Annotated in this window: 6 protein-coding genes and 2 pseudogenes; all 8 read left to right on the forward strand. The window is 74.8% G+C overall.

From position 1 onward, the window contains the following. Window positions 1-50 precede the first annotated feature (50 nt). Window positions 51-263, forward strand: a pseudogene (locus tag OU787_RS27400) (LysR substrate-binding domain-containing protein); the annotation flags it as partial. Between the two features lie 273 nt (window positions 264-536). After that, a complete protein-coding gene (locus OU787_RS27405; RefSeq protein WP_268660939.1) occupies window positions 537-1,106 on the forward strand; it encodes a GNAT family N-acetyltransferase in 570 nt (189 codons plus the stop codon). Between the two features lie 716 nt (window positions 1,107-1,822). Continuing rightward, entirely contained in the window at window positions 1,823-3,280 is a 1,458-nt protein-coding gene (locus tag OU787_RS27410) for a WD40 repeat domain-containing protein (protein WP_268660940.1), read from the forward strand. 347 nt (window positions 3,281-3,627) lie between these two features. Beyond that, window positions 3,628-4,359 (forward strand): hypothetical protein, encoded by a 732-nt coding sequence (locus OU787_RS27415; protein WP_268660941.1) that lies wholly within the window; start codon window positions 3,628-3,630, stop codon window positions 4,357-4,359. 217 nt (window positions 4,360-4,576) lie between these two features. Further along, window positions 4,577-4,882, forward strand: a pseudogene (locus OU787_RS34905) (WXG100-like domain-containing protein); the annotation flags it as partial. Window positions 4,883-5,592: 710 nt separating this feature from the next. Beyond that, entirely contained in the window at window positions 5,593-6,969 is a 1,377-nt protein-coding gene (locus OU787_RS27425; protein ID WP_268660943.1) for a hypothetical protein, read from the forward strand. 49 nt (window positions 6,970-7,018) lie between these two features. Further along, window positions 7,019-8,143: a hypothetical protein gene (locus OU787_RS27430; RefSeq protein WP_268660944.1), complete on the forward strand. Its 1,125-nt coding sequence runs from the start codon at window positions 7,019-7,021 to the stop codon at window positions 8,141-8,143. A 4-nt stretch (window positions 8,144-8,147) separates the two neighbouring features. After that, a complete protein-coding gene (locus OU787_RS27435) occupies window positions 8,148-22,796 on the forward strand; it encodes a WXG100-like domain-containing protein (protein WP_268660945.1) in 14,649 nt (4,882 codons plus the stop codon). Window positions 22,797-23,129 lie beyond the last annotated feature (333 nt).

Raw genomic sequence — 23,129 nt, forward strand, 5'->3', positions numbered from 1 at the left:
GGCGAGAGTGCGTGCCGGGCGTCGTGGGGCAGACGGGGGTTTGAAGACAGGCCCAGGGCCTCGGGATGGCCGTCATGCCCCGGCTCAGCCTGGACCGGCCGCCCGCCGGCCTCGCCGTCACCGACCTCGGCCCCGACCGGCCGTCCCGCCGGGTCGGCTACGTCACCACCCCCGAACTCGCCCGCACCGCCGCCGTCCGCGCCCTGGTCCGGGCACTGCGCGAGGCACCGCTGCCCGCCGGAGCCAGGCCGCTGACGGGATGAGGCCTCAGAGGGAGGGGTCCCGCCGCCCGTAGCGGGGGCGCCCGGCCCGGGAGAGAACGAGTGGGCCGGGTGGGCGGCGGGACGTGGAGTGACGAACCCCGCGAACGAGTCTGCGCGGCCCCGCTCACGTTCCACTAACGTCCCGCTGACGTGCGCAAACGCCCGGGGATCGGGCCTGACTTGACGCCGGGTCGGACGGCGGGGGAGGGTACGCCGGGCGGCTCCGGGAGAGCGGTCCGCGAGGTGGTCGGGGCAGGCGGGACGGGGGGAGCGATGCTGACGCTCGCCGAAGTGCGGGACGAACCGATGGCGGCCGACGGGCTGGTGCTGCGCAGACCGCGCACCGGCGACGCCGCCCTGGTGCACCGCGGCACCCACGACCCGCTGGTGCGGGAGTTCCTGCAGGCCGTCGTCCCGCACCGGGACGCCGCGGCCGCCGAGCAGTGGCTCGCCGACGTCCCGCCGATGCTGTGGGAGACCGGCCGGGCCGCCTACTTCGCCGTCGAGTCGGCCGGCACCGGCGAGGCCCTCGGCTGGGCCGAGCTGGTCAACCTCGACCCGGAGCAGGAGTGCGCCGAGGTCGCGGTCTGGCTGCTGCCCGAGCACCGCCGGCTGCGCACCGCCAAGGCCGCGCTCCGGCTGGTCTGCCGGTTCGGCTTCGAACGGATCGGCCTGCGCCGGATCGACGCCTTCGCCGCCGCCGACAACATGCCCAGCCAGCTCACCGGCGCCGCCATCGGCTTCCGCCGGGCCGGCTACCGCCCCGCGCTGTTCCGCAGCTCCCGCACCCACCGGCTGCACGACGCGGTGCACGCGACACTCGTACCGGAAGACCTCTGCTGACCCCGGGGCTCCCCAAACTCCCCGCACCGAACCAGGAGTGACGACATGTCAGGAAGCGTACGACTGGAAGACGGCGCCCTCGGCGAACTGGTGATCACCGCCGACGGCGCCTTCCGCGCCACCCGCGCCGACCGCGAGCGGACCGGCCGGATCGACGCCGCGCTGATCCGCCGGGTGCTGGCCGGCGCCGGCCAGGCCCCCGCCCCCGACGGCACCCCCGCCACCGGGCGGCGGCTCACCGTCCAGGGCCAGCCCGGCCAGGCCGACCGGCAGTGGACCGACGGCACCGCCGCCCCGCTGCCCGCCTCCGCCGCGGTCCTCGCCGCGCTGCTCGGCCAGGCCCTCGGCGAGCCCGGCGCCCCGGCCGCGCTGGCCACCGCGCTGGCCCGCACCGAACCCGCCGCCGGCACCGCCCGTAGCGCCGCCGCCGTCGGCACCGTGGCCGCCGCGCCGCGTACGCGCTGGTCGAGGAGGACGGCGCGTTCGGCCTCACCGCGCTGGACGACGCCGCCCCGCTCGGCGGCTCCGACGCCGACGCCGGCCTGGCGCCCACCGCCGTCGCGCTCGGCGAGGCCGGCGGGCGCTCGCTGTTCGCGGTCGGCAGCACCGACGGCTCGGTCCAGGTCTGGGACGCCGCCACCGGCCAGGTCGCGCACGGCACCACCGGCGGCGAGGGCGCGCAGGCCGTCGCCGCGCTGGTCTGCCGGGACATCCCGGTGGCCTTCTCGGCCGGGCAGTCCGGCGACCTGCGGGCCGTCCGGGCCGACGACGGCCGGGTGCTGGGCACCCTGCCCACCGGCGGCCGGGGCGCCACCGCGCTGCGCGCCGCGCACTGCGCCGGGGTCGACCTGCTGGCCGCGGCCTCCCCCGACGGCACCGTCCGGGTCTGGGACGCGGGCACCGGCGAGCAGATGCACCTGCTGGTCGGCCACCGCGGCGAGGTCGCCGCGCTGGCCGTGCTCACCCTCGACAACCAGGCCGTGCTGGCCTCCGCCGGGCAGGACCGCCGGATCCGGCTGTGGGACCTGGCCACCGGCCAGTCGGTGGCCGAACTCGACGGCCACACCGGCACGGTGACCGGCCTGGCCTTCACCACCCTGGACGACCGCCCGGTGCTGGCCTCCTGCGCGTTGGACGGCACCGTCCGCACCTGGGACGTGTACGACGGCCGCCCGCTGCACGGCTGGCCGGCCGGCGAGTGGCTGACCGGCCTGGCCGCCGTCGAGGGCCTGCTCTACACCGGCGACGAGAGCGGCCGGATCACCGTCTGGGAGGCCGCCACCGGCCGGCCCGCGACCGCCGCGGTGCCCGCCGGGCGCCCCGGCAGCCCGCTGGCCGCGCTGGCCGCCGGCACCCTGCACGGCCGCCCGGTGCTGGCGGCCGGCTTCGGCGACGGCTCGGTCGCGGTCTGGGACGCCCCCACCGGCGGCCAACTCCTCGACCTGCCCGGCGAGGGCGGCCCGGTGCACACCCTCGACCTCACCGCCGACCTGCTGCTGTGCGGCACCGCCGCGGGCGCCGTCCGCAGCCACCGGCTGACCGACGGCAGCGCGCTGCCGCTGCCCGTCCCGCACGCCGGACCGGTCGCCGGGATCGCCTTCACCCCCGGCGAGCAGCCGCTGCTGGCCTCCGCCGGGCGGGACGGCGCGCTCTCCGTCCGGGACGCCGCCACCGGCGCCGACAGCCGCCGCTTCGCCACCGGACGCGGCCCGTTCACCGCGCTGGCCGCCACGGTGGCCGGCGGGCAGCCGATCCTGGCCACCGCCGGGGAGGACCTGACGGTGCGGCTGTGGCACGCGGGCAGCGGCGCGGCCGGCCCGGTCTGCGCCGGACTGCCGCGCCCCGCCGAGGTGGTGACGTTCGCCGAGATCGGCGGCCGCCCCGTGGTGATCGCGGGCGCGGGCGACGGCACGGTGCTGGTCTGGGACGTCCAGGACGGCAGCCGGACCGCCGAGTTGACCGGCGGCGGCGCGGCCGTCCGGGCCGTGGTCGGCAAGGAGTTCGACGGCGAGGCGCTGCTCGCGGCCGGGGACGCCGCCGGGACGCTGCGGCTGTGGCACCTCTCCAGCGCGACGCTGCTCAACGAGGCGGCGCTGGAGGGCACTCCGCTGGCCATCGAGCTGGACGAGGCGGGCCTGCGGATCGTCACCCCGGGAGGTGCCGTCACCCTCTAGCGCGCAACCTCTCCGGAACCTTCACGATCCACCCGGAACGCGCACGTCCGCTCTTTACCTCCCTTACGGTTTCACGCCGTGAATTTACCTGATGCATGCTTTTAGGCTCCTTACAGGAGTCGAAAGCCCTGCAAAGCTCGTGCCGGGATGACGCATCGTCATCCCGGCACCCGGCCTTGGCTGTGCGCGCTCAGGCGGCGGGTTAGGGTTGCCTGCGAAAAGGGCCGGTGCGGGCATGGCACGGGCACGCCCGGAGCCGTTCCGCTCCGGTGTTCAGGCATGCCCGACCGGGCCGCCGGTGCGGACGCGTACCCACCGGGGGCGGGTGGAGTTCGGGAAGGTGTGCGGTGGCGGACGAGACGGTGTGGATCGACCTCGACGAGGTCGAGGCAGCCTCCAAGAAGATCATGGGGCTGCTTGACGAACTGAACGGACCGGCCAACAAGTTGGAGGCCGCCGTCAAACAAGTGCAGGAGTCCGTCTACGGGACCGACCTGCTCGGCAAGGCCCTGCTGGGGGGCAGCTCCTCGGTGGGCGGCCTCGCCCAGCACCAGGAACAGGTCCTCGCGGGCATCCGCACCCTGATGCAGAACGCCACCGCGGTGGGCGAGAACCTGCAGACCATGGTCGCCCGGCACCGCGCCAACGACGACGAACAGGCCGCCGCGATGGGCCAGGTCATCCCGACCGGCACGCTCTCCGCGCCCGTCGGCCAGGCCCCGACCGGCGCCGTGCCCGCCTCGCTGCCCCTCGCGCCCCGGCTGCCGCTGCTCGAACCGGACACCGTCGACGCGGTGCCCGCCTCGCTGCCCCTCGCGCCCCGGCTGCCGCTGCTCGAACCGGACACCGTCGACGCGGTGCCCGCCTCGCTGCCCGACGCGCCGCTGCGGCCGCTGCTCGAACCGGACCCCGTCCCGGAGCCGACCCCGCCCCCGCCGCCGGCCCCGATCACCCCGATCGGCAACACCGACCCCGGCGTCGGCTACCACGACCCGGACGCGCCCGAGCTCGACTACAACCACCCCAACCCGCTGCTGCGGCCGGGCTACGGCGGCGGCGCCGGGCCGAGAATGATCTGACGGGCCGTCGGGCGGCGCCGCCGGACCCGGACCCGGGTCCGCCCGCCGCCCGCCCCCGTACCGCACCTCACCGGGCCGCACCGGCCCGGGCCGCTCCGCCGCCGCGGACCGGCACCCGCCGCGCACCGCCCGTCGCTGCCGCCGCCCGGCCCCCGTCGGCCCAGGCCACCGGCCACCCGCTCCGCACCCGACCTCCCCTCTCCGGAGACCTGCCGCCATGATCGAGCTGCCCGCCGACCTCGCCGAAGTCCTCAAGACCGTCCAGAGCAACGAGAACGGCGCGGACATCGCCTTCCCCGACGGGGACGAGGACCTGCTCGCCAACCTCGCCGACGCCTGGAAAACCTGGAACGAGGTGGCCGACACCCACGTCCGGGCGATCACCGAGGCCGCCCAGCGGGCGATGTCCAGCATGTCCGGCCCCGCCGCCGACAGCTTCTCCCAGTACCTGCAGAAGTTCGCCGCCGGCGACGGCTCGCACGTCGCTACCACCCTCCAGTCCGGCGTGGCGATCGCCAACTCGCTGCAGGGCGCCTCCGAGGCCGTCAGCGGCACCAAGACCGAGATGGTGCGCGAACTCCAGTACGCCAAGGAGTACATGGAGGCCCACCCGGCCGGGAAGCACGACGACATCGCCCAGTCCGAGGGCGTCAAGCAGGCCGCCGCCGTCTACCACCAGTACATCGGCCAGGTCGGCAGCAACGTCGACGGCATGCTCCGCAAGAGCGCCGGCCACATCACCGACATGACCGGCATGGGCCAGACCTGCGCCCTCAACGGGACGTCCGCGAGCGGCGGTCCGGGCACCGGCGGAGCCGACGGAGCGGGCGGCACCGGCGCCGACGGCACGGCGGCCGCGATGAGGATCCGGGGCACCGCCCTGCCCGGCGACCCGTACGCCCCGGGCGCGACCGGCGCCGACGGCCTCGGCGGTGCGGGCGCCCTCGGCGGCGCGGACGGGCTCGGCGGCGCCGGTGCGCTCGGCGGCGTCGGCAACCCCGGGGCCCTGGGCGGCGCGTCCGGAGCGGGCGGCGCGGGTGCGTACGGCGGTCTCGGCGGCGTCGGCGACCCGGGCTCCTCGGCAGCGCGGGCGGGAGCGGCGGCGCGGGCGGGACCGGCGGCGGTGGTGCGCACGGCGGCGCGGGCGGCGGCTTCGGCGGCGGTGCGGGCTCCGGCGGCTCCGGTGGCTCCGGCTCCGGCGGGCTGGCGCCCTTCACCCCGCTCACCCCCAACATGCCCAACTTCGGCAACGGTGCGGGCCCGGTGGCCTCCACCCCGACCTTCAGCCCGCTCTCCAGCAGCGCCGGCTCGCTCGGCCTGGCCGGACTCGGTGACCTGGGCGACCTGGGCGGCCCCGGCAGCAACACCGGCGGGTACACCCCCAGCGGCAGCTACAACCCCGGCAGCCTCGGCACCAGCGGCGGCGGCCCCGGCAGCAGCCTCAACCTCGGCGGCTCGCTCGGCAACATCGGCAGCGTCCTCGGCAACAGCCTGGGCACCTCCGGCAACCTCGGTTCGAGCCTCGGCCGCGGCGGCCTCACCCCCTTCAACGGGACCGGCAGCAGCCCGTTCGGCCTGGGCGGCAGCACCGCCGGACGCAGCGGCACCGTCGGCGCCGGCGGCTCGGCCCTGCGCGGTTCGGGCGGCGGCATCGGCTCCGGCAGCAGCGCCCTGGCCGGGCGCGGCGGCAGCGCCGGCGGCCTCGGCGGCGCGGGCGGCTCCGCGTACCGGGCGGCTCCGGCGGCGCGGGCAGCCTCGGCGCGGCCGGCGGGGCCAGCGCGAAGGGCATGTCCGGGGCCGGCTCCGCGGTCGGCCGGGCGGCGCGGGCGTCCTGGCGGCCGGCGGCAGCGGGAGCGGCGCCAGCGGCCGCAACGGCGCCGCCGGCACCCCGGCGCGGGCGCCCACGGCCCCGGCGGCATGGGCGGCGGCGGACGCGGCGGCAAGGGCAACAAGGGCGGCAACCGCTTCGTCAGCCCCACCCGGTTCGGCGCCGAGGGCGAGGAGGACGAGGAGCTCTACGGCGACGCCGGCATCCTCGGCCAGGCCGCCGACGTCGACCCGCGCGACCGCCAGTGGCACCGGGCCCGCCGCCGCTGGCTCGACGACGCCCGCGCCGACGGCACCTTCACCACCGCCGAACCGGAACCCGCCACGGTCGCCCCGGCCGGACCCGCCAGCGAGAACGACATGATCAACCAGCTGGCCGGCGTCCTGCTCGGCGGCGCGGCCACCCCCGACGGCACCGGCACCGACGGCACCCCGACCACCGACAGCACGCCGGACACCGACCGGACCTCCGGCGGCACCCCCGCGGCCGACCCGACCACGGCCCGGACCGACACCTCGGCGAGCACCCTGACCGACACCCAGGCCCCGGCCGACGGCGCCGACCGCACGGACGACGCCGCCTACCTGGAGCGCTCGCGCAGCGCCGCCGCCCGCCGCGGCCACCCCGACGCGCCCGCCGCCACCACCGCCCCGGCGCCCGCCGCCGAGGGCGCGGCGGCCGCGCCGCAGCGGGCCCCGCTCCGCGAGGAGGGCGGCTTCCAGGTGCCCAGCCCGTTCCTGCGCGCCGCCCTCTCCCGGCTGGCCGCCCCCGCCGCGGACTGACCCGCGCGCCCGCCCGCCGCCACCCCCGCACCGACGAAGGAACCCTCCCATGAGCAACGACGAGTCGGCCTGGTACGCCGCGTCCGAGCCGAGCACCGCCCGGCTGCTGCCCGAGGAACCCGTCCAACCCGCCCACCTGCGGGTCGGCACGGTCATCCCCGACAGCGTCCCGCTGGAGCCGCAGCACCGGGTCCTCCGGACCGCGGAGGAGGGACAGCACCTCGCCGAGCCGCTGGAGCCGCTGCAGCCGTTCCAGCGGGTGGAGGCGGAGCCGTTGCAGCCGTTCCAGCGGGGCGTTCCGGCGCAGGAGGCGGAGCCGCTGCAACCGTTCCAGCGGGTGCAGGCCGAGCCGCTGCAGCCGTTCGAGCGCGCTGTTCCGGCGCAGGAGGCGGAGCCGTTGCGCGCCTTCGACCGGGGTGTTCCGGCGCAGGAGGCCGAGCCGTTGCAGCCCTTCCAGCGGGTGGCGGCCGAGCCGCTGCAGCCGATGGAGCAGGGCGTGCGGGTGCGGGGGGACGCCGAGCCGGAGCGGACGTTGCACCGGGGCGTCCCGGCGCAGGAGGCGGAGCCGTTGCGGGCCTTCGACCGGGGTGTTCCGGCGCAGGAGGCCACGCCGGAGCGGACGTTGCAGCGGGGCGAGGCCGAGCCGATGCGGACGCTGCAGCGGGGTGAGGCCACACCGGAGCGGACGTTGCGGCGGGGCGAGACCGCCGCCGCCAAGCGGAGCGCGGCCTCCGGCAGCGGGGGGTCGGGCAACGCCGGGTCGGGCTTCCAGGTGGACCCCGACCAGTACCGGGCGGCCGTCTCGCCGATGCTCGCCGCCTCCGAGCAGGTCGCCTCGGTCTACCGCTCGCTGAGCGCCTTCCTGCCCTCGATGGAGTCCCAGAACCCGTGGGGCAACGACGAGTCCGGCAAGAAGTTCGCCGAGGGCGAGAAGGGCTACCTGAAGTACAGCCACGACACCATGGACGTGGTCAAGGGCCTGCCCGAGGCGCTCAAGGGCATCGCCGACGGCCTGAAGGCGATGGCCGAGAGCTACCAGAACGCGGACCAGAACGTCGTCTCCGAACTCGGCGACATCGACAGCCCCGTGCAGATGCCCACCTCCCCCTCCATGCCGTCCACCCCCGTCCACGTCCCGATGACCCCGCGGATCACCCAGAGCGGAAGGCACTGACCCCATGGCTGTCGAACTCCCGGAGCCGCTCCAGTGGGTCCTGCTCCTGCTCGCCGGAACCCGCTGGCCCGAGGCCGACGAGGACCAGCTCCGCGAGATGGCGGACCACTGCCGCAAGGCCGCCGACTCCCTCAAGGACGCCACCCAGAGCGCCGACTCGACGATCAAGCGTGCCCTCGACGGACAGAAGGGCAACGCCGCCGAGGCGCTCGGCAAGTACTGGGACAAGTACTCGGTCGGCAAGGGCACCGAGCAGGACCCCGGCTACCTGCCCGGCGCGATCAACGCGCTCAACGGCATGGGCGACATGCTCGAACAGGTGGCCAACTCCGCGGAGACCGCGAAGATCCAGATCATCGCGCAACTCGGCATCCTGGCCTTCGAGTTGGCCACCGCCGAGGCCGAGGCCCCGTTCACCGCGGGCGCCTCGCTGCTCGAGGTCCCGGTGATGATCGCGGCCAGCCGGGTGGTCGTCTCGCAGCTGCTCAAGAAGCTGCTCAAGGAGATGCTCGAGATGGCGGCCAAGCAGGCCGCCCAGATGGCCGCGATCAACTTCCTGGCCCAGGGCATCGAGGTGGCCGAGGGCCACCGCAAGAGCATCGACATGAAGGAAGTCGGCCAGAACGCCCTCGGCGGCGCGGTCGGCGGCGCCTCCGCCCACCTGATCGGCAAGGGCATCGGCGCGGCCGGCAAGAAGATCGGCGCCGAGAGCGCCCTCAACTCCACCGCCGGCAAGATGGCCACCGGCGCGGCCGTCGGCGTCGGCGCCGACGTCTCCACCCAGCTCATCACCACCGGCAAGGTCGACAGCGAATCCCTGCTCGGCTCCGGCCTCTCCGGCGGCGCGGGCGCCGGCCTGCACGCGGGCGCCTCCGCGCTCAAGGGCCACGCCGCCGCCCCCAAGCCCGCCGAGGCCCCCAAGCTCGACCTCCCCCACAGCACCGGCAGCACCGGCGACGGCGCGAGCCACGACGGCCCGCCCACCTTCAGCAAGTCCGCCACCTCCTCCGGCGACAGCGCCTACCAGGGGCCGTCCGGGACGTCCTCCTCCGGTAGCAGTGGCAGCAGCGGAAGCGGCAGCAGCGGCAGCGGCAGCGGTTCGGCGGAGAGCGCGGGCACGCACGGCAGCACCGGCGCGGGCTCGCTGCTCGGCGCGGGCTCGGGCGCGGGTGCTGCGGCGGCCGGTTCGTCCGGTGGGCACAGCTCCGGGACGAGCGCGAGTGCGAGCGCGGGCGCGGGCGCCGGTGCGGGCGAGTCGAAGGTCAACGGCCTGGCGCCGTTCGGCTCGGGCCGCAGCGCCGGGGACACCGCGGGCGGCACCCACCCGACGACCGCGCCCGTCACCTCCCAGGCACACGACACCACCACCCCCGCCGGGTCCGCCACCCACGAGACCCCCGCGCCCACGCCGCGCGAGCAGACGGGCGTGCGGATCCAGGACACCCCCGCACCGCACGCCGAGACCCAGGCGGCAACGCCGAAGGTCGAATCGGTGCGGCCGCAGACGGATCCCACGCCGACGGCCACCCCGCCGGTCCACGAGAACGTCGCGCCGCGTACGGAGCAGGCGGTGCCGGTGCACGAGAATGCCGCTCCGCGTCAGGAGCAGGTGGTGCCGCGTCAGGAGTCGGCGCCGGTGCACGAGAACGTGGCGCCGCGTCAGGAGCCTGCCGCTCAGGTGCACGAGAATGCCGCTCCGCGTCAGGAGCAGGTGGTGCCGCGTCAGGAGTCGGCGCCGGTGCACGAGAACGTGGCGCCGCGTCAGGAGCCTGCCGCTCAGGTGCACGAGAATGCCACTCCGCGTCAGGAGCAGGTTGTTCCGCGTCAGGAGTCGGCGCCGGTGCACGAGAATGTGACGCCGCGTCAGGAGCCTGCCGCTCAGGTGCACGAGAATGCCACTCCGCGTCAGGAGCAGGCCGTTCCGCGCCAGGAGCCGGTTTCGCAGCCGCACGAGCAGGCCGCTCCGCGTCACGAGCCCGCCGCGCCCGTGCACGAGAACGTGGCGCCGCGTCCGGAGCCGGTCGCCCAGGCGCACGAGTCGCCGACTCCGCAGCCGCACGAGACCCCGGCCCCGCGCCACGAGCAGGTCGCCGCGCAGCCGCACGAGACCCCGGCTCCGCGCCACGAGCAGGTCGCCGCGCAGCCGCACGAGACTCCGGCTCCGCGCCAGGAGCCGGTCGCTGCGCAGTCGCACGGGACGGCGTTGCCGCACCAGGAGGGTCCTGCGTCGCGGGGGACGGAGCAGTCCGACGGTTCCGCGGCGGCGCACCAGTCCGCGGTGCCGAACCTGTCGGGCGTGCTCGGTGGCGCCGCGCACCTGGCCGGTGGCGGTGGCACCCATCTGGACGGTGGCACGCGGGGGGCGTCCGCCCCGACGCCGATGCGTCCGGCCGGGACGGAGCAGTTGCCCGGTCAGGAGTCGCCGGACGCGGTCCCGGACGTCACGTCGTCGACCGCCACGCCGCCCCCGATGGCGGGCGGCGGGTACCTGCCCGGTGCGACGGCCGGTGGTGCGGCCGGTGCCGGTCGCGGCGGGGCCGGTGCGTCCGGCCGTTCGGCGGGGTTCGGGGCCGTCCCGCGGCAGGACGGTCACCGGTCGGGTCTGGTGACCGGTCCGGTCCGCGGTGTCGGTGACGTGGGCGGCGGGATCCGATCGGGGGCGCCGTCGACTTCCGGTGCGTCCGGTTCCGTCCACCCGAACGGCGCGACCGGCAACGGCGGCAGCCACCAGGGCGGCGGTTCGCTCCGCCCCGGGCACGAGTCCGTCCCCGAGTCGTCGCAGGCCCGCCCCGAGCACGAGGGCCGGGAGCACCAGGACGTGACCGACCGGCCGTCGGACCACGACGAGGCCGTGCCGCACGTCGAGCCGGAGCCGTTGCCGCCGGTGGGCACGCCGGAGCACGGGATCATGCACGACCCGGCGAAGTTCCTGGAGGACAACCTCCTCTCGGTGGACTTCTCCGAAGGCGTGAAGCAGCGGATGCCCGGGCTGAAGCCGGGGCAGGACATCGCGTTCCTCAACGCGATGAAGAGCAGCGACAAGCACTGGTTCACGATGGAGCCGGACCCGGCCGCCGGCCGCGGCGGCAAGCCCTCCTACCACCTGGTGCCCGCGTGGGAGAAGTACGCGGCGCACTTCGCCGAGCACCCCGAGAGCTTCCCCGGACTCGAACGCTTCCCCGAGCCGGTCGGGTCCCAGTTGCCGCCGCTGAAGGACGACAGCCACTACGTGAAGGGCGCGTACGTGCCCTACGAAGCCAGCGAGCGCCCCGGTGCCGACAGCACCATCGGCCACGCCGAGGTCCCGCTGCGCCCGCACCCGGACCTCCCGCGCGAGGGGCTGGTGTTCACCGACGCGATGAACGGCTGCGCGTTCGTGGCCACCGTCAAGCCCGGTGAGGACACGTTCACGGCGTGGCACTACCAGTCGTACTCCGCCTCGGAGAACCTGCGGGCCGGCGCCGACTTCCGGTTGGGGAAGACGGTCACCCAGTGGGCGGGGCTGCACGACTACGCGGCGCCCCTGCCGCCCGGCCACACGCCGGCGGCGACCAACATGCTGCGCCACAACGGGCAGGGCTGGGAGCTGGTCAGCCAGGAGACGCACACGAACATCCTGGATCCGAACCGTCCGCCGACGGTCTCCAAGCAGTCGACCATCCCGTTCGAGGTCTCGACGCAGACCCCGGAGAACCTCGTCAAGATGACGGTCGACCCGTACCACGTCAGGGCGAAGCAGCAGCTCGGACAGTTCCAGGACGCGGCGCACGGCCTCACCAAGGGGCTGGACCCGCGGGACCCGTCCGTCCAGACGCTGAAGAGGTTCGTCAATGACATGAGCGGGCGGCTCGAAGCCCAGGAGCGCCTCGTCGCCGAGCTCCAGAGGCCCGGCAAGACCCTCGCGGACGTCGAGGCCACGGTGGCCCGACTGCAGAGGGCGAACGAGGCGAACCAGCAGTTCCTGAACGCCAGCGAGGCCCCCATCCGGCAGTTGGCGGAGCAGGCGCTGGCGGCCTACCCGAACCGGACCCCCGAGACCCTGCTCTCGGAGTTCCGGAAGTCGGACTGGATCGAGGTGATGCGGGACGAGAGTGCCGCCCGGCAGCCCCAGCCGTCCGGTTCCGCCGGCAACCCCGGGCCGGTGACCCCGCGACCGGACGCGGTCCGGTCCGGCGACGAGAACACGTCCGTGCCGCCGCCGGTCTCGCCCCCCGCCGAGGGCAGCCGACAGGGCACCGGCGCCCGGGACTTCGGCGCGCTCCCGTCGCGCCCGGCGCCCGCGTCGGACTCGGTGCCCGCGCCGACCACCGCGCACGGCACCGCCGCGCACGGCACCGCCGCGCCCGAACACCAGCCGCCCCGTCCGACGGACGCCGCCGCGCCCGCCCAGGACACCCGGGCCGTCCCGCCCCGGCGGGACGCGGACGGCGACACCACGCCGCAGCCCGCCCCGTCGAACAGCCGCAAGCGCGGACGGGACGAGGACGAGGACGACCAGCTCGTCTCCGAGCACGAGCCGAAGCGGCGCCGGACGCCGTCGTACGAGAACACCGACGGCGTGCTGAACGACCGCGGCTACCGCTCGTTCGGCCCGGAGCACCCGCTGACCAAGGACCTCACGGACTACGTCGGCGGCGCGGACCGGCAGCACCCGGCGATGAGCAACTCGCTGCTGCAGAAGGTCAATCCGCACGAGGTGCCGGTCCACGAGGGCCCGGGCGGCCGGCGTCCCGAGGACCTGAACGCCTGCCTGGAGAACGTCGAGGCGTACCGGGACACCCACTTCGGGCGCCCCCGGGTCTCCGGCCAGACCCTGCACGGCACGGCCGAACCGGTCCCCGGCAACGCGCTGTGGAAGCGGCACGACGGCCCGGCCCGCTTCGGCGAGGGGCCGGACGGCATCCAGAAGCTGATGGACCAGGTCAAGCAGGGCGGCCCCGGCAGTTTCGCCACCGTCCTGGGCGCCGGCAAGGACGGCGGCACGGGCCACGCGGTCGCGCTGGTCCACGACCGCGACGGCACGCTGCGCTGGGCCGACCTGACGGACCGCAAGGTCACCGTCGCCGACGGCTCGATGCCGGAGAACTTCCGCTCCGACTGGACGGTCTGGGCCTCGGTCGCCGACCCGCACGAGAACAACATCTCCGGGCCGCACGACCGCGACTTCATGGACACCTACTCCGACTTCCACCGCCCCGAGGAGCGGCCGCTCCCGGAGCCGACCGCCGACCACGAGGGCTTCGGAGCGAAGAAGAAGGACAACAAGCAGAACCAGGACGACGACCCGGAAGCCGCCCAGCGGCGCGACAACGAGGCCGCCGTCACCCAGGACGGGTCGGTCAGGATCAAGTGGGACGCGGACCAGAAGAAGTGGGTCCCCTCCGCCGACGGCCAGGCCCGCCCGGACGCGTTCTCCGAGTGGATGGGCAAGGACTTCACCACCCGCAAGGACACCCCGGTCGAGGTGAACGTCGACCACCTGTCGCAGCCCGAACTCCACCAGTTCGCCGACATGCTGATCCGCAGCGACTACCCGCAGACCGCCACCAAGGTGCTGGAACGGGCCCAGTGGCTGGACGAGCAGGCCCGGCTGGGCAACGACGGGGCCGACCCCGGCAAGCACCTGCGCGCCACCGGCAACGAGATCGTCGGCAAGGGCGACGAACTGCGCGAGCGGCTCCAGCTGATGACGGACCCCCCGCGCTTCGAGCAGGCCCACCCGACCCCCGAGGCGCGGCGCGCCTACGAGGAGGAGACGGTGCGGCGCGGCGACGAACTGGACCGCCTGCTCAAGGGCCAGGTCACGGGCGCCGCCGACCACGGCGGCCTCTACCACCTGCGCAACGAGTACGGCCCGCTCACCGGCCTCTCCAAGACCCTGTCCGAGCCGCGCCCGGAGGGCGGCGGCACCCGCGTCCCGCTGGCGCTCGACCCGAAGCTGATGGGCCTGCTGCACAACCGGGTCCGCGAGTTCCGCCGCGACCAGGCGTACGCCGACGTGCCCACCGGCACCCAGTGGAAGACCGTCCAGCAGGACATCAGGGACAGCGCCGGGCAGCAGAAGCCGCCGGTCTCCGAGACCCCCAGGGTCGAGGACCCGGCGAACCCGCCGAAGCACGAGGACCCGGCGAACCCGCCCAAGGCGGACGACCCGGCGAACCCGCCCAAGGCCGAGGACTCGAAGAAGCTCACCAACGAGGACCTGGCGAACCTCCCCGAGGACCTGTCGACCCTCCCGCCGGAGAAGCGGGCCGACTTCGTCCGCGCCCTGTCCGACCGCAACCTCGGCAACCTGCGCGACCAGGTCGAGCCGCACCTCAAGGACGACCCCGAGCTGCGGGACCTCCACGACTCGCTCAAGGACCTGCCCTACCGGCTCAAGCACTCCACCCCCGCCTACCACGCCATCGCCAACTCCGGCATGCTCTCCTCGCAGGGCGACCTCATGCGGCGGGACGTCAAGTTCATGGCGTCCGGGAAGAGCAGCGACACCAACACCAGCAGCCTGGGCAACGACGACTTCGCCTTCTTCCGGATGGAGGTCGGCGACGAGAAGATGGTCACCCGCTACGGCCCCACCACCATGGTGTTCGGCTCCGACATCCTGCAGCACCACGACGGCTGGGTCTCCCTGCACGACCAGCTCGAACCGCTGGACCGCCCGGCCATGCAGGAGTACAAGCTGCCCAACGGCGAGACCGCCCGCACCACCAAGTACGTCGAGGGCTCCACCGCCACCGGCGAGAAGAGCAAGTGGGAGCACACCTACCCGGGCAACGGCGGCGCGAAGCAGCACGTCACCTTCGACCAGGAGGTCTTCCACGGCAAGGACGTGGCCGAGGGCCTGGCCCTGTCCGTCGTCCAGGAGATCCACCGGGGCGGACCCGCGCTCAGGGAACACGCCGTCGGCCTCAACAACGAACTGGCCAAGGCGAAGAGCGACCTGGAGGACGCCAAGGGCACCGACCGCGAAGCCGCCGCGAAGAAGCAGGTCGACGAAGCCGAACGCAAACTCGGCGACCTCGTCTCCCGGTTCTACCGCCCCGAGGCGAAGTTCGGCTCCGGCCTCCCGATCGACCCGCGCCCCGGCCACGGCCCCGGCCCGGCCGGCGAGGGCCGCCCGCCGTACCGCCCGCTCATGGTCCACAACCCGGACGGCGACGGCCGCTACCGCAACGACGGCACCCTCGACCCGCTCGCGTTCGCCGCCGCCCGGATGTCCGACCGGGTCGACGACCGGCAGCGCGAGGGCGACAAGAACGCCAACAAGGGCGAGAACAAGAAGAACCTCGACAACGCGCTGCGCCAGTACGGGCCCGCCGTCTCCGCCGCGAAGCACTCCGTCGCCCGCACCGAGGAGTTCGTCCGGCAGACCGAGGCCGAGGTCCAGCGCCTCAAGCAGACGGACGACCGGAGCCCCGAACACCAGAAGCAGCTCGCCGCCGCCGAAGAGCGGGCCAAGCAGGCCAACGAACTGCTCAAGGACCGCAAGAAGCAGGCGGAAGAGGTCGTCAAGAACAACGAAGACCTCGAGAAGCGCCGGGAAGCGCTGTCGGCCAAGCCGGAGAAGACCCCGGAGCAGCTGGAAGCGGAACGGAAGAAGGCGGAAGCCGCAGCCGAGGCGCGCCGGCAGAAGGAAGCGGTGAAGGCGGCCAAGCTCGCCCGCCGCCAGCAGCGGCTGGAGGACCGCGGCAACGAGCAGCCGCCGCAGAGCAGCACCGGGAGCACCGGCACGCCGCACGGCAACGACAACCAGCCCGGTTTCGGCTCGGTCTCCCACCACACGCCGCCCACCGAGCACCAGGAACCCCCGCGGCAGCAGCACACCGAGGACACCCCCGCCCCGCCGCCGCCCGCCGGAACCACTCGCCCCCGCTCCGCCTCGGCCCCGCCCGAACTCGGCACCCAGCACGCCCCGGCCCACGAGGGGGAGAAGGGCAACAAGGGCCCCGAGGACCACGGGGGCGGAGACAAGGACCAGGCTCCGAAGGACGGCAGCGAGGAGCAGGGCAAGAAGGACGGCAGCGAGGAGCAGGGCAAGAAGGACGGCAACGAAGAGCAGGGCAAGAAGGACAGCAGCGAGGAGCAGGGCAAGAAGCAGGGCGACGAGGACAAGGGCGAGGGCAAGGCCCCGAAGGACGACGAGGGCGAAGGCAAGAAGGACGACACCGAGGAGCGGCCCGAGTTCCCGCCGGCCGGGAAGCTGGTTCCGGTGGCGGCCGACGGTCTGTGCCTGCTGCGTTCGCTGGTTGTCGGCCTGCCCGAGCTCTCGGGGGTGAACGGCGCGCACGAACGGCTCCGGGCCGAGGTCGAGGGGCACTTCCGGACGCTCCCCGCGGACCAGTGGCCGCAGGAGGTCGTCACCAACTACCGCGGCGATCTGGTGGCCCGGGGCGACGCGCCCAGGGAGGAACTGCTCTCCTACCTGCCCGAGGACGTGCGCGGAGGGTTCGGCGACGTGCCGCTCGCCGAGCTGCGGACGATCGTCGGCGACCACATCCTCACCACCGCCCCGCCGCCGCTCCCGCACGAGCGGCAGGCGCTGCTCGAAACCGTCCGCGACTGGGGGAACCGCTGGAACACCCAGGCGGGCGAGATGCTGCCGGTCGCGGCGGCCAACGCGCTGGGCGTCCGGCTGCGGGTCCTCGACCCGAACGGTGAGCACGTGGGGACCTTCGGCCCGGAGAACGGCCGGCAGGTCACGGTGTACCGGAACGACGGGCCCGCGCACGACGCGCTCGCCCACTACGACGGCAGCGCGCCGGTGCCGCGCCCGGAGGGTGCCCCGGCGCCGAGCCACGGGAAGTGGGAGAACGCGCTCAAGGAGGAGAAGAAGCAGCCGGAGCCGGAATCGGAGAAGAAGCAGCCCGAGCCGGAGCCGGAGAAGAAGCAGCCGGAGCCCGAGCCCGAGCCGGAGAAGAAGCAGCCCGAGCCCGAACCCCCGTTGCCCGAGGGCAAGAAGGAGTCCACGGAGCCCCGGCCGATCGCCGGGACGGACCTGGTGGTCGGGCTGACCGGGAACGAGAAGGCGGTCCGGGAGCAGGTGGTCGCGGCCATCGAGCGGATGGTGCCGGGGGACCGGGCGGCGGCGCGGGCGTTCGCGGAGGAGCACTTCGGGCCGGCGACGCTGCGCCCGATGCTCGGGGCGCTGTCCCGGGGCGAGGTGTGGACGGCCTCGTTCGAGCGGCACGGGTGGAGCGGCAGCGTGGAGTTGCGCGGCCGGGTCACCGAGTCGAAGCCCGCGGGGACCGACAAGATCGAGTTCGAGAACGGCGCGGACCGGACGGTGGCGACCGGCGGGAACCGGAACTCGCAGTGGCAGTACAACGTGGGCGTCCAGGTCCGGGAGTCGAAGGGCATCGCCGACCCGACCGAGATGGTGGGGTACTTCCACGACCGCGGCCAGGCCCAGGTCGACGTGGACCTGGGCGGCATGGTGGCGCGGTCGAAGACCTCCGGGACCGCGGAGCTGTTCGACTCGACGATGCGGCTGGAGCTGGACTTCGGCAACATGAGCCACCGGGGGACCCCGGTGCGGACCGAGTCCGGGCACACCGCGCAGGTGGACCTCACGATGAGGGTGGCGGTGCCGGAGCGTCCGACGATGGGGGCCGACAGCGAGCGCCGGGTGCCCCCGCAGCGGCTGCTGGACGGCCGGGTCGGCGGTCAGGAGATCGTGCTGGACCTGAAGCCGCGCGACGGCGGCTCGGGCAAGCGGCCGGTCGAGGGGCTGCTGGAGCACGTCGAGCAGGCGGGTGCGCGGGAGTTCGGCAAGGACTGGCCCGCGATGAAGGAGAAGGTCCTCGCCGAGGTCGACTTCGGGCGCCTGCAGCGGGACCTCAAGTCGATGACGGCGGGCGAGCCGCTCACCGTCAACCTGACGGACCGGAACGGCAAGAGCCTCGGGACGGTCGAGATCGGGGCGCGGGTCGGCAGGCTGGAGCAGGTCGGCACCACGAAGGAGACCGAGTTCAACATCGGCACCACCGTCCAGCAGGTCCACAGCACGGCCACCAACAAGGGCAACGCGGGCCAGCTCGGCGCGTCGCTCGGGTTGAAGCCGGGTGCGGCCCTGATCAACGTCGGTGGTTCCGGGCGGCTGGGCCGGGACGTGGTGGAGATCTCCGGTGACAGCCGGGTCTCCCAGCTGACCAGCAAGTCGAAGGTGCCCGGCGTGCTCTACGACGGCGCCGTGCACTACGAGTTGAAGTTCAACGGCAAGGACACGGCGCACCCGGCGGGCGAGGCCGAGGTCCGGCTGCTGGTCGACCGGGCGGACACCAAGGCCCCCGCCGCGGAGCCCGAGCCCAAGCCCGAGCCCAAGGGCGAGGGCGAGGGCAGCACGGAGCCCAAGGACTCCGTGGAAGGCGACAAGGCCAAGGACGCGCCGGAGCCCGAGCAGCACGAGGTGGCCGGCCCGCCGGAGTCGGTGTGGCGCGGCGGCAACGACCGGGGCGGGCTCGGCGAGGACGTCGTGGTCCGGGACGTGGAGAACACGTCCGCGCTGCGCGCGGCGGTCGACGCCAAGGGCCGGGAGCGGTTCGGCAAGGACTGGGACGCCGTCCGCGAGCAGGTGTTGCAGGGCTTCAGCCAGCCGAAGCTGGCCTCCCGGATGACCGGCATGACCCGGGGAGAGCCGCTGGTGGTGAAGATCCCGGGCAAGGAGGACATGGTGGTCACCGCCACCGCCCGGGTGCAGGAGATGACCTACCGGCGCGAGGACGGCAAGGCCGCGCTGAACACGGTGAACGAGAACAGCTCGTTCACCGTGGAGCGGCGGATGCTGGCGCGCACCGCGGCCGGCAACGGCCAGCTCGGCGGGACGGTCGCCAAGGGCGCGCCCGGCGGCGACCTGCTGGCCACCGGTTCGGCCCAGCGCCGCGACCGGGAGGGCGGGCAGGACCGGCAGGCCGACCGGGTCTACGCCAACGGCAAGTACAACGCGCCGCAGGTCATCTACGGCGCGAAGCTCGCGGTGGACGTGCACTTCGGGCGCCCGGGCGAGACGCTGCCGGGCGGCCGTTCGGACACCACGGCGCCGCTCGGCATCGAGGTGGGCCTCGAAGCCGGGAGCACGGTCAAGTCGAAGGTGGCGAAGACCGCGGACGGCACCCACACCTTCACCCGGCCGGAGAAGCTGCCCGAGGCCGCCCCGGTGTCCGCCGCCGCGAAGGCGCCCAACCCGGACGCGACGCACACCGCGCCGCCCCGGATCCACGAGCGGGGCGAGCTGAACGCCTCGTACGTGGTGCACAGCCTGAGCGGCGCGGACCGGGTCCGCACCACGGTGGAGAACGCCGTCCGCACGAAGCACGGCGAACTGTCGGAGGAGACCCGCCAGCAGCTCGGGGAGACCTTCGACCGGCTCGCGCTGAAGTCGCAGCTCTCCCAGCTGACCCGCGGCGGGAAGCTCACCGAGACGGTCTCCGGCGCCACCTGGAAGGCCGAGATCACCGTCACCGCCCGGACCGGGGAGTCGAGTTACCACTCCACGTCGAAGGACTACGAGTTCGAGTCCGGCACCCGCACCTCCAGCGGACAGGGCAGCCTGGGCGACCACCGCACCCGGCTGAACGGCGGCGGGATCGGCCGGCTGAAGACCCCGGTGCTGGACGTCACGGGCGGCTCCAGCTACCGGGTGGACCGCACGTACGGCCACAACTTCGAGACGGTCGGCTCGACTTCGAACCGCGGCAAGCACGTCGAGACGGCCGTGCTGTTCGACGTGGACGCCAAGTACGACGTCAAGGTCGAGTTCAAGCGGCTGGGCATCGCCGACGGCTCGGTCACCCACCAGGTCGACACGGTGGCCCGGGTCGCGGTGCCGGAGCGCGACGCCGTTCGGGTGAAGAAGCCGGAGGACGCCGTCGCAGCCCCGAAGGACGAGGAGGGCGCGGCTCCCAAGGAAGACCCGAAGGAGGCCCCGAAGGAGGCCCCCGCGGAGGACTCGAAGGACGGGAAGAAGCACGCGGAGCCGGCCGGGCGGACCACCTCCCGGCAGCCGAAGGGCTTCGTGGAGCGGCGGCGGCTGGACTCCTCGGCGATCGTCACCGACGTGCACGCGCTGGGGGACCGGAACGGTCCGGCCGGTACGGGCGGCGGGGCGCCCGGGCCGCGGCGGACGCTCGGCGAGTCGATCCGGGACCAGGTGGAGTCCGGCTGGAAGCCCCGCCGCGGCGGCGCCCGGCCGGACGGCGCGGCCCGGCCGGAGCGCAACCCGTTCGGCAGCGACTGGGAGGGGATCAGCCGCAAGCTGGACGCGGAACTCACCCCGGACCGGCTGCAGTCCCGGCTCAAGGGCATGACCGCCGGTGACGAGATCGTGGTGCGGCACGGCCGGACCACCGTCCGGGTCGGCGCCGTGCTGCGGGACCGGATGGAGCACCTCGGCGAGTCCGGCACCACCGAGTTCAACGCCGGCACCGACGTGCAGCGCACCTTCGCCCGGACCGAGGGCGGCGGCAACTCCAAGATCGGCGTCCTCGGGGCGACCGGCGCGGCCCCGATCCCGGGCGCACCGGTCTCGGTGACCGCCGGACTGACCGGTACCGGCGGGCACGGCCACGACCACACGGAGGTCCGGACCGGGTCGACCACGGCCGGCATGGCCACCAAGTCGAAGCTGCCCGGCAGCGCCTACCGGGGCGAGGCGGAACTCCAGTTCACCATCACCCGCAAGCCGTGGGTGGGCGCCTCGGTCCACCAGCGGCGCACCGCGACGGTCGGCTTCGAGACCATCGTGGAGACCGGCGAGACCGTCCCGGTGGAGCCCTTCGTGAACGGCAAGGCGCCGGCGGCCAAGGCCCCCGAGGGGGAGACCGCCCCGCCGAAGGCCCCGGAGGGCGGCAAGACGGAGCCGACGAAGGCCCCGGAGGGCGGCAAGACGGAGCCGACGAAGGCCCCGGAAGGCGACAAGACGGACCCGAACGACGAGCACGGGCGGGACGAGGTCGTCGACGACCCGGCGCGCACCGTCCCGGTGAAGGCGCCGGAGACGACCGCGGTCCCGGTGCCGCCGGAGCGGATCTGGGAGAACGGGCTGCGCGACACCGACGTGCTGCGCTGGCTCGGCGACGTCGGCGGCGTCCGGGACGTGGTGCGGCTGCGCGGGCAGGACTACTTCGGGAAGACCTCCTGGAAGGAGCTGGAGCCCAAGGTCAACGCGCTCACCACGCACAGCCACCTGTCCGCCATGTTCGGCACCGCCAGCCAGGGCGGGGGGATCAGCGCGACCGCCCCGACCAACCGGGTCACGCTCGGCGGCGGCAAGGGCGTCGAGGTCGGCGTGAAGGTGGTCTCGCTGGAGCACGACGGCAGCAACGAGAAGACGGACCTCAGCCCGGCCAACACGACCGCCTCCGGCACCGCCCGCTCGGACCTGTCCGCGAACCACGCGGGCGCCCAGGCCCAGGTCGGCGCCAAGATCACCGGCGACGTCACCACCAGCCCTGGGATCACCGCCGGGGCCCAGCGGCTGTGGCGGGAGGGCGGCAGCCTCAACGAGGCCGGCCAGACCGTCTCCAACGGCAAGTTCGCGGCCCCCGTGGACCGCTACCAGGGCTACGCCGAGGTCGAGGTGACGTTCTTCGACAAGGGCAAGGACCCGGTCGTCGAGAAGGGCCTGCTGCCCATCACCCTGGACGTCCCGCGCGGCGAGTCCCGCACCGTGGACGTCCCCGGCGACCAGTACCGGGCCTTCAGCCCCGAACACCGGGACGGCACCCCGCACTTCACCGAGGGCGGCCGCCTGCTCGACCAGGTCCACGACGCGGTGCACGGCAGCGGCGGCGGGTACGACCACGAGGCGCGCACGCCCGCCGAACGCGAGCAGCTGGCCGGCACCGTGCGGCTCGGCCGGGCCGCCTACGGCCAGGCCCTCACCTCGGGCACCCCGCTCGCCCAGCAGCGGATCCGGGCCGCCCACCGGCTGGTCGAACTCTCCGGCGGCAGCTCCGAGTCCGCGGCCGGCCTGCTCGGCGACCTGCTCAAGGCCCCCGCCGGGGAACCGCTGCCGGCCACCGAGGTGCGCCAGGCGCTCGACTACGTGGTGCGGCGCAGCGCCGAGGGGCCGTTCACCCTCGACGACCTGGTCACCGGCGCCCGCGAGGGCTGGCCGGCCGACCGGCCGTACGACGTCCGGCGCGAGAGCTGGACCGACCACGGCCCGGCCAGCGGCCTGCTCACCTCCGCGATGGCCACCGCCTCCGGCGCCGTCCTGCCGCTGCTCGGCAACGGCGCGGCGGGGGCGGGCGGGGTGCTGCACCTCACCGTCAGCGGCGAGGGTCCCGGACTGCCGATGCACCGGCAGTTCACCCTGGACGGCGACCCGGTGAAGCGGATCGGGGAGATCGAGGCGGAGACCTACTTCAAGCCGGGCGTCTCACCCCGCGAGGTCACCGTCCGGCTCGCCGGCCCGTCCGAGCACGGCCAGGACTGGGACTACCGGGTCACCGCCCGCTCCGACCGCAGCCGCGAGCTGATGCTCAGTCACCGCCGCCCCGAGCCGGCGCCGGTACCGGCCCCGGCGCCGGAAGCCGGGCCGGGCGGGTCGGCCGGCGGCACCTCACCGGCGGCCGCTGCGGCGGCGGCCCGGGTCGAGGCGATGCGCCGGCACGTCGAGGCGCTGCGGGCGGCGGGGGCGCCGTCCGCCTGACGGCACCGGGCACCCGCCGGGCGGCACCGCGCCGCCCGGCGGGGCACCGGATCCGCCCGGCGGGGCGCTGCGGCCGTCCGGCGGGGCACCGGATCCGCCCGGCGGGGCGCTGCGGCCGCCCGGCGGGGCACCGGATCCGCCCGGCGGGGCGCTGCGGCCGCCCGGCGGGGCACCGGATCCGCCCGGCGGGGCGCTGCGGCCGTCCGGCGGGGCACCGGGCCCGTCCGGCCGGGCACTGCGGCCGTCCGGCGGGGCACTGCGGCGGGCCCGGTGGTATGCACCGGATAACGACCGGATAGCCTCCCTCACCGAACAATGCACCACAGTGGGGGG

This window comes from Kitasatospora sp. YST-16, assembly GCF_026802215.1.
GTDB lineage: Bacteria > Actinomycetota > Actinomycetes > Streptomycetales > Streptomycetaceae > Kitasatospora > Kitasatospora cineracea.

Bases quoted from the DNA above. Each gene is read 5' to 3' on its own strand.
- OU787_RS27425 (WP_268660943.1), top strand. From the start codon at position 5,593: ATGCCCAACTTCGGCAACGGTGCGGGCCCGGTGGCCTCCACCCCGACC.
- OU787_RS27435 (WP_268660945.1), top strand. From the start codon at position 8,148: ATGGCTGTCGAACTCCCGGAGCCGCTCCAGTGGGTCCTGCTCCTGCTC.
- OU787_RS27405 (WP_268660939.1), top strand. From the start codon at position 537: ATGCTGACGCTCGCCGAAGTGCGGGACGAACCGATGGCGGCCGACGGG.
- OU787_RS27430 (WP_268660944.1), top strand. From the start codon at position 7,019: ATGAGCAACGACGAGTCGGCCTGGTACGCCGCGTCCGAGCCGAGCACC.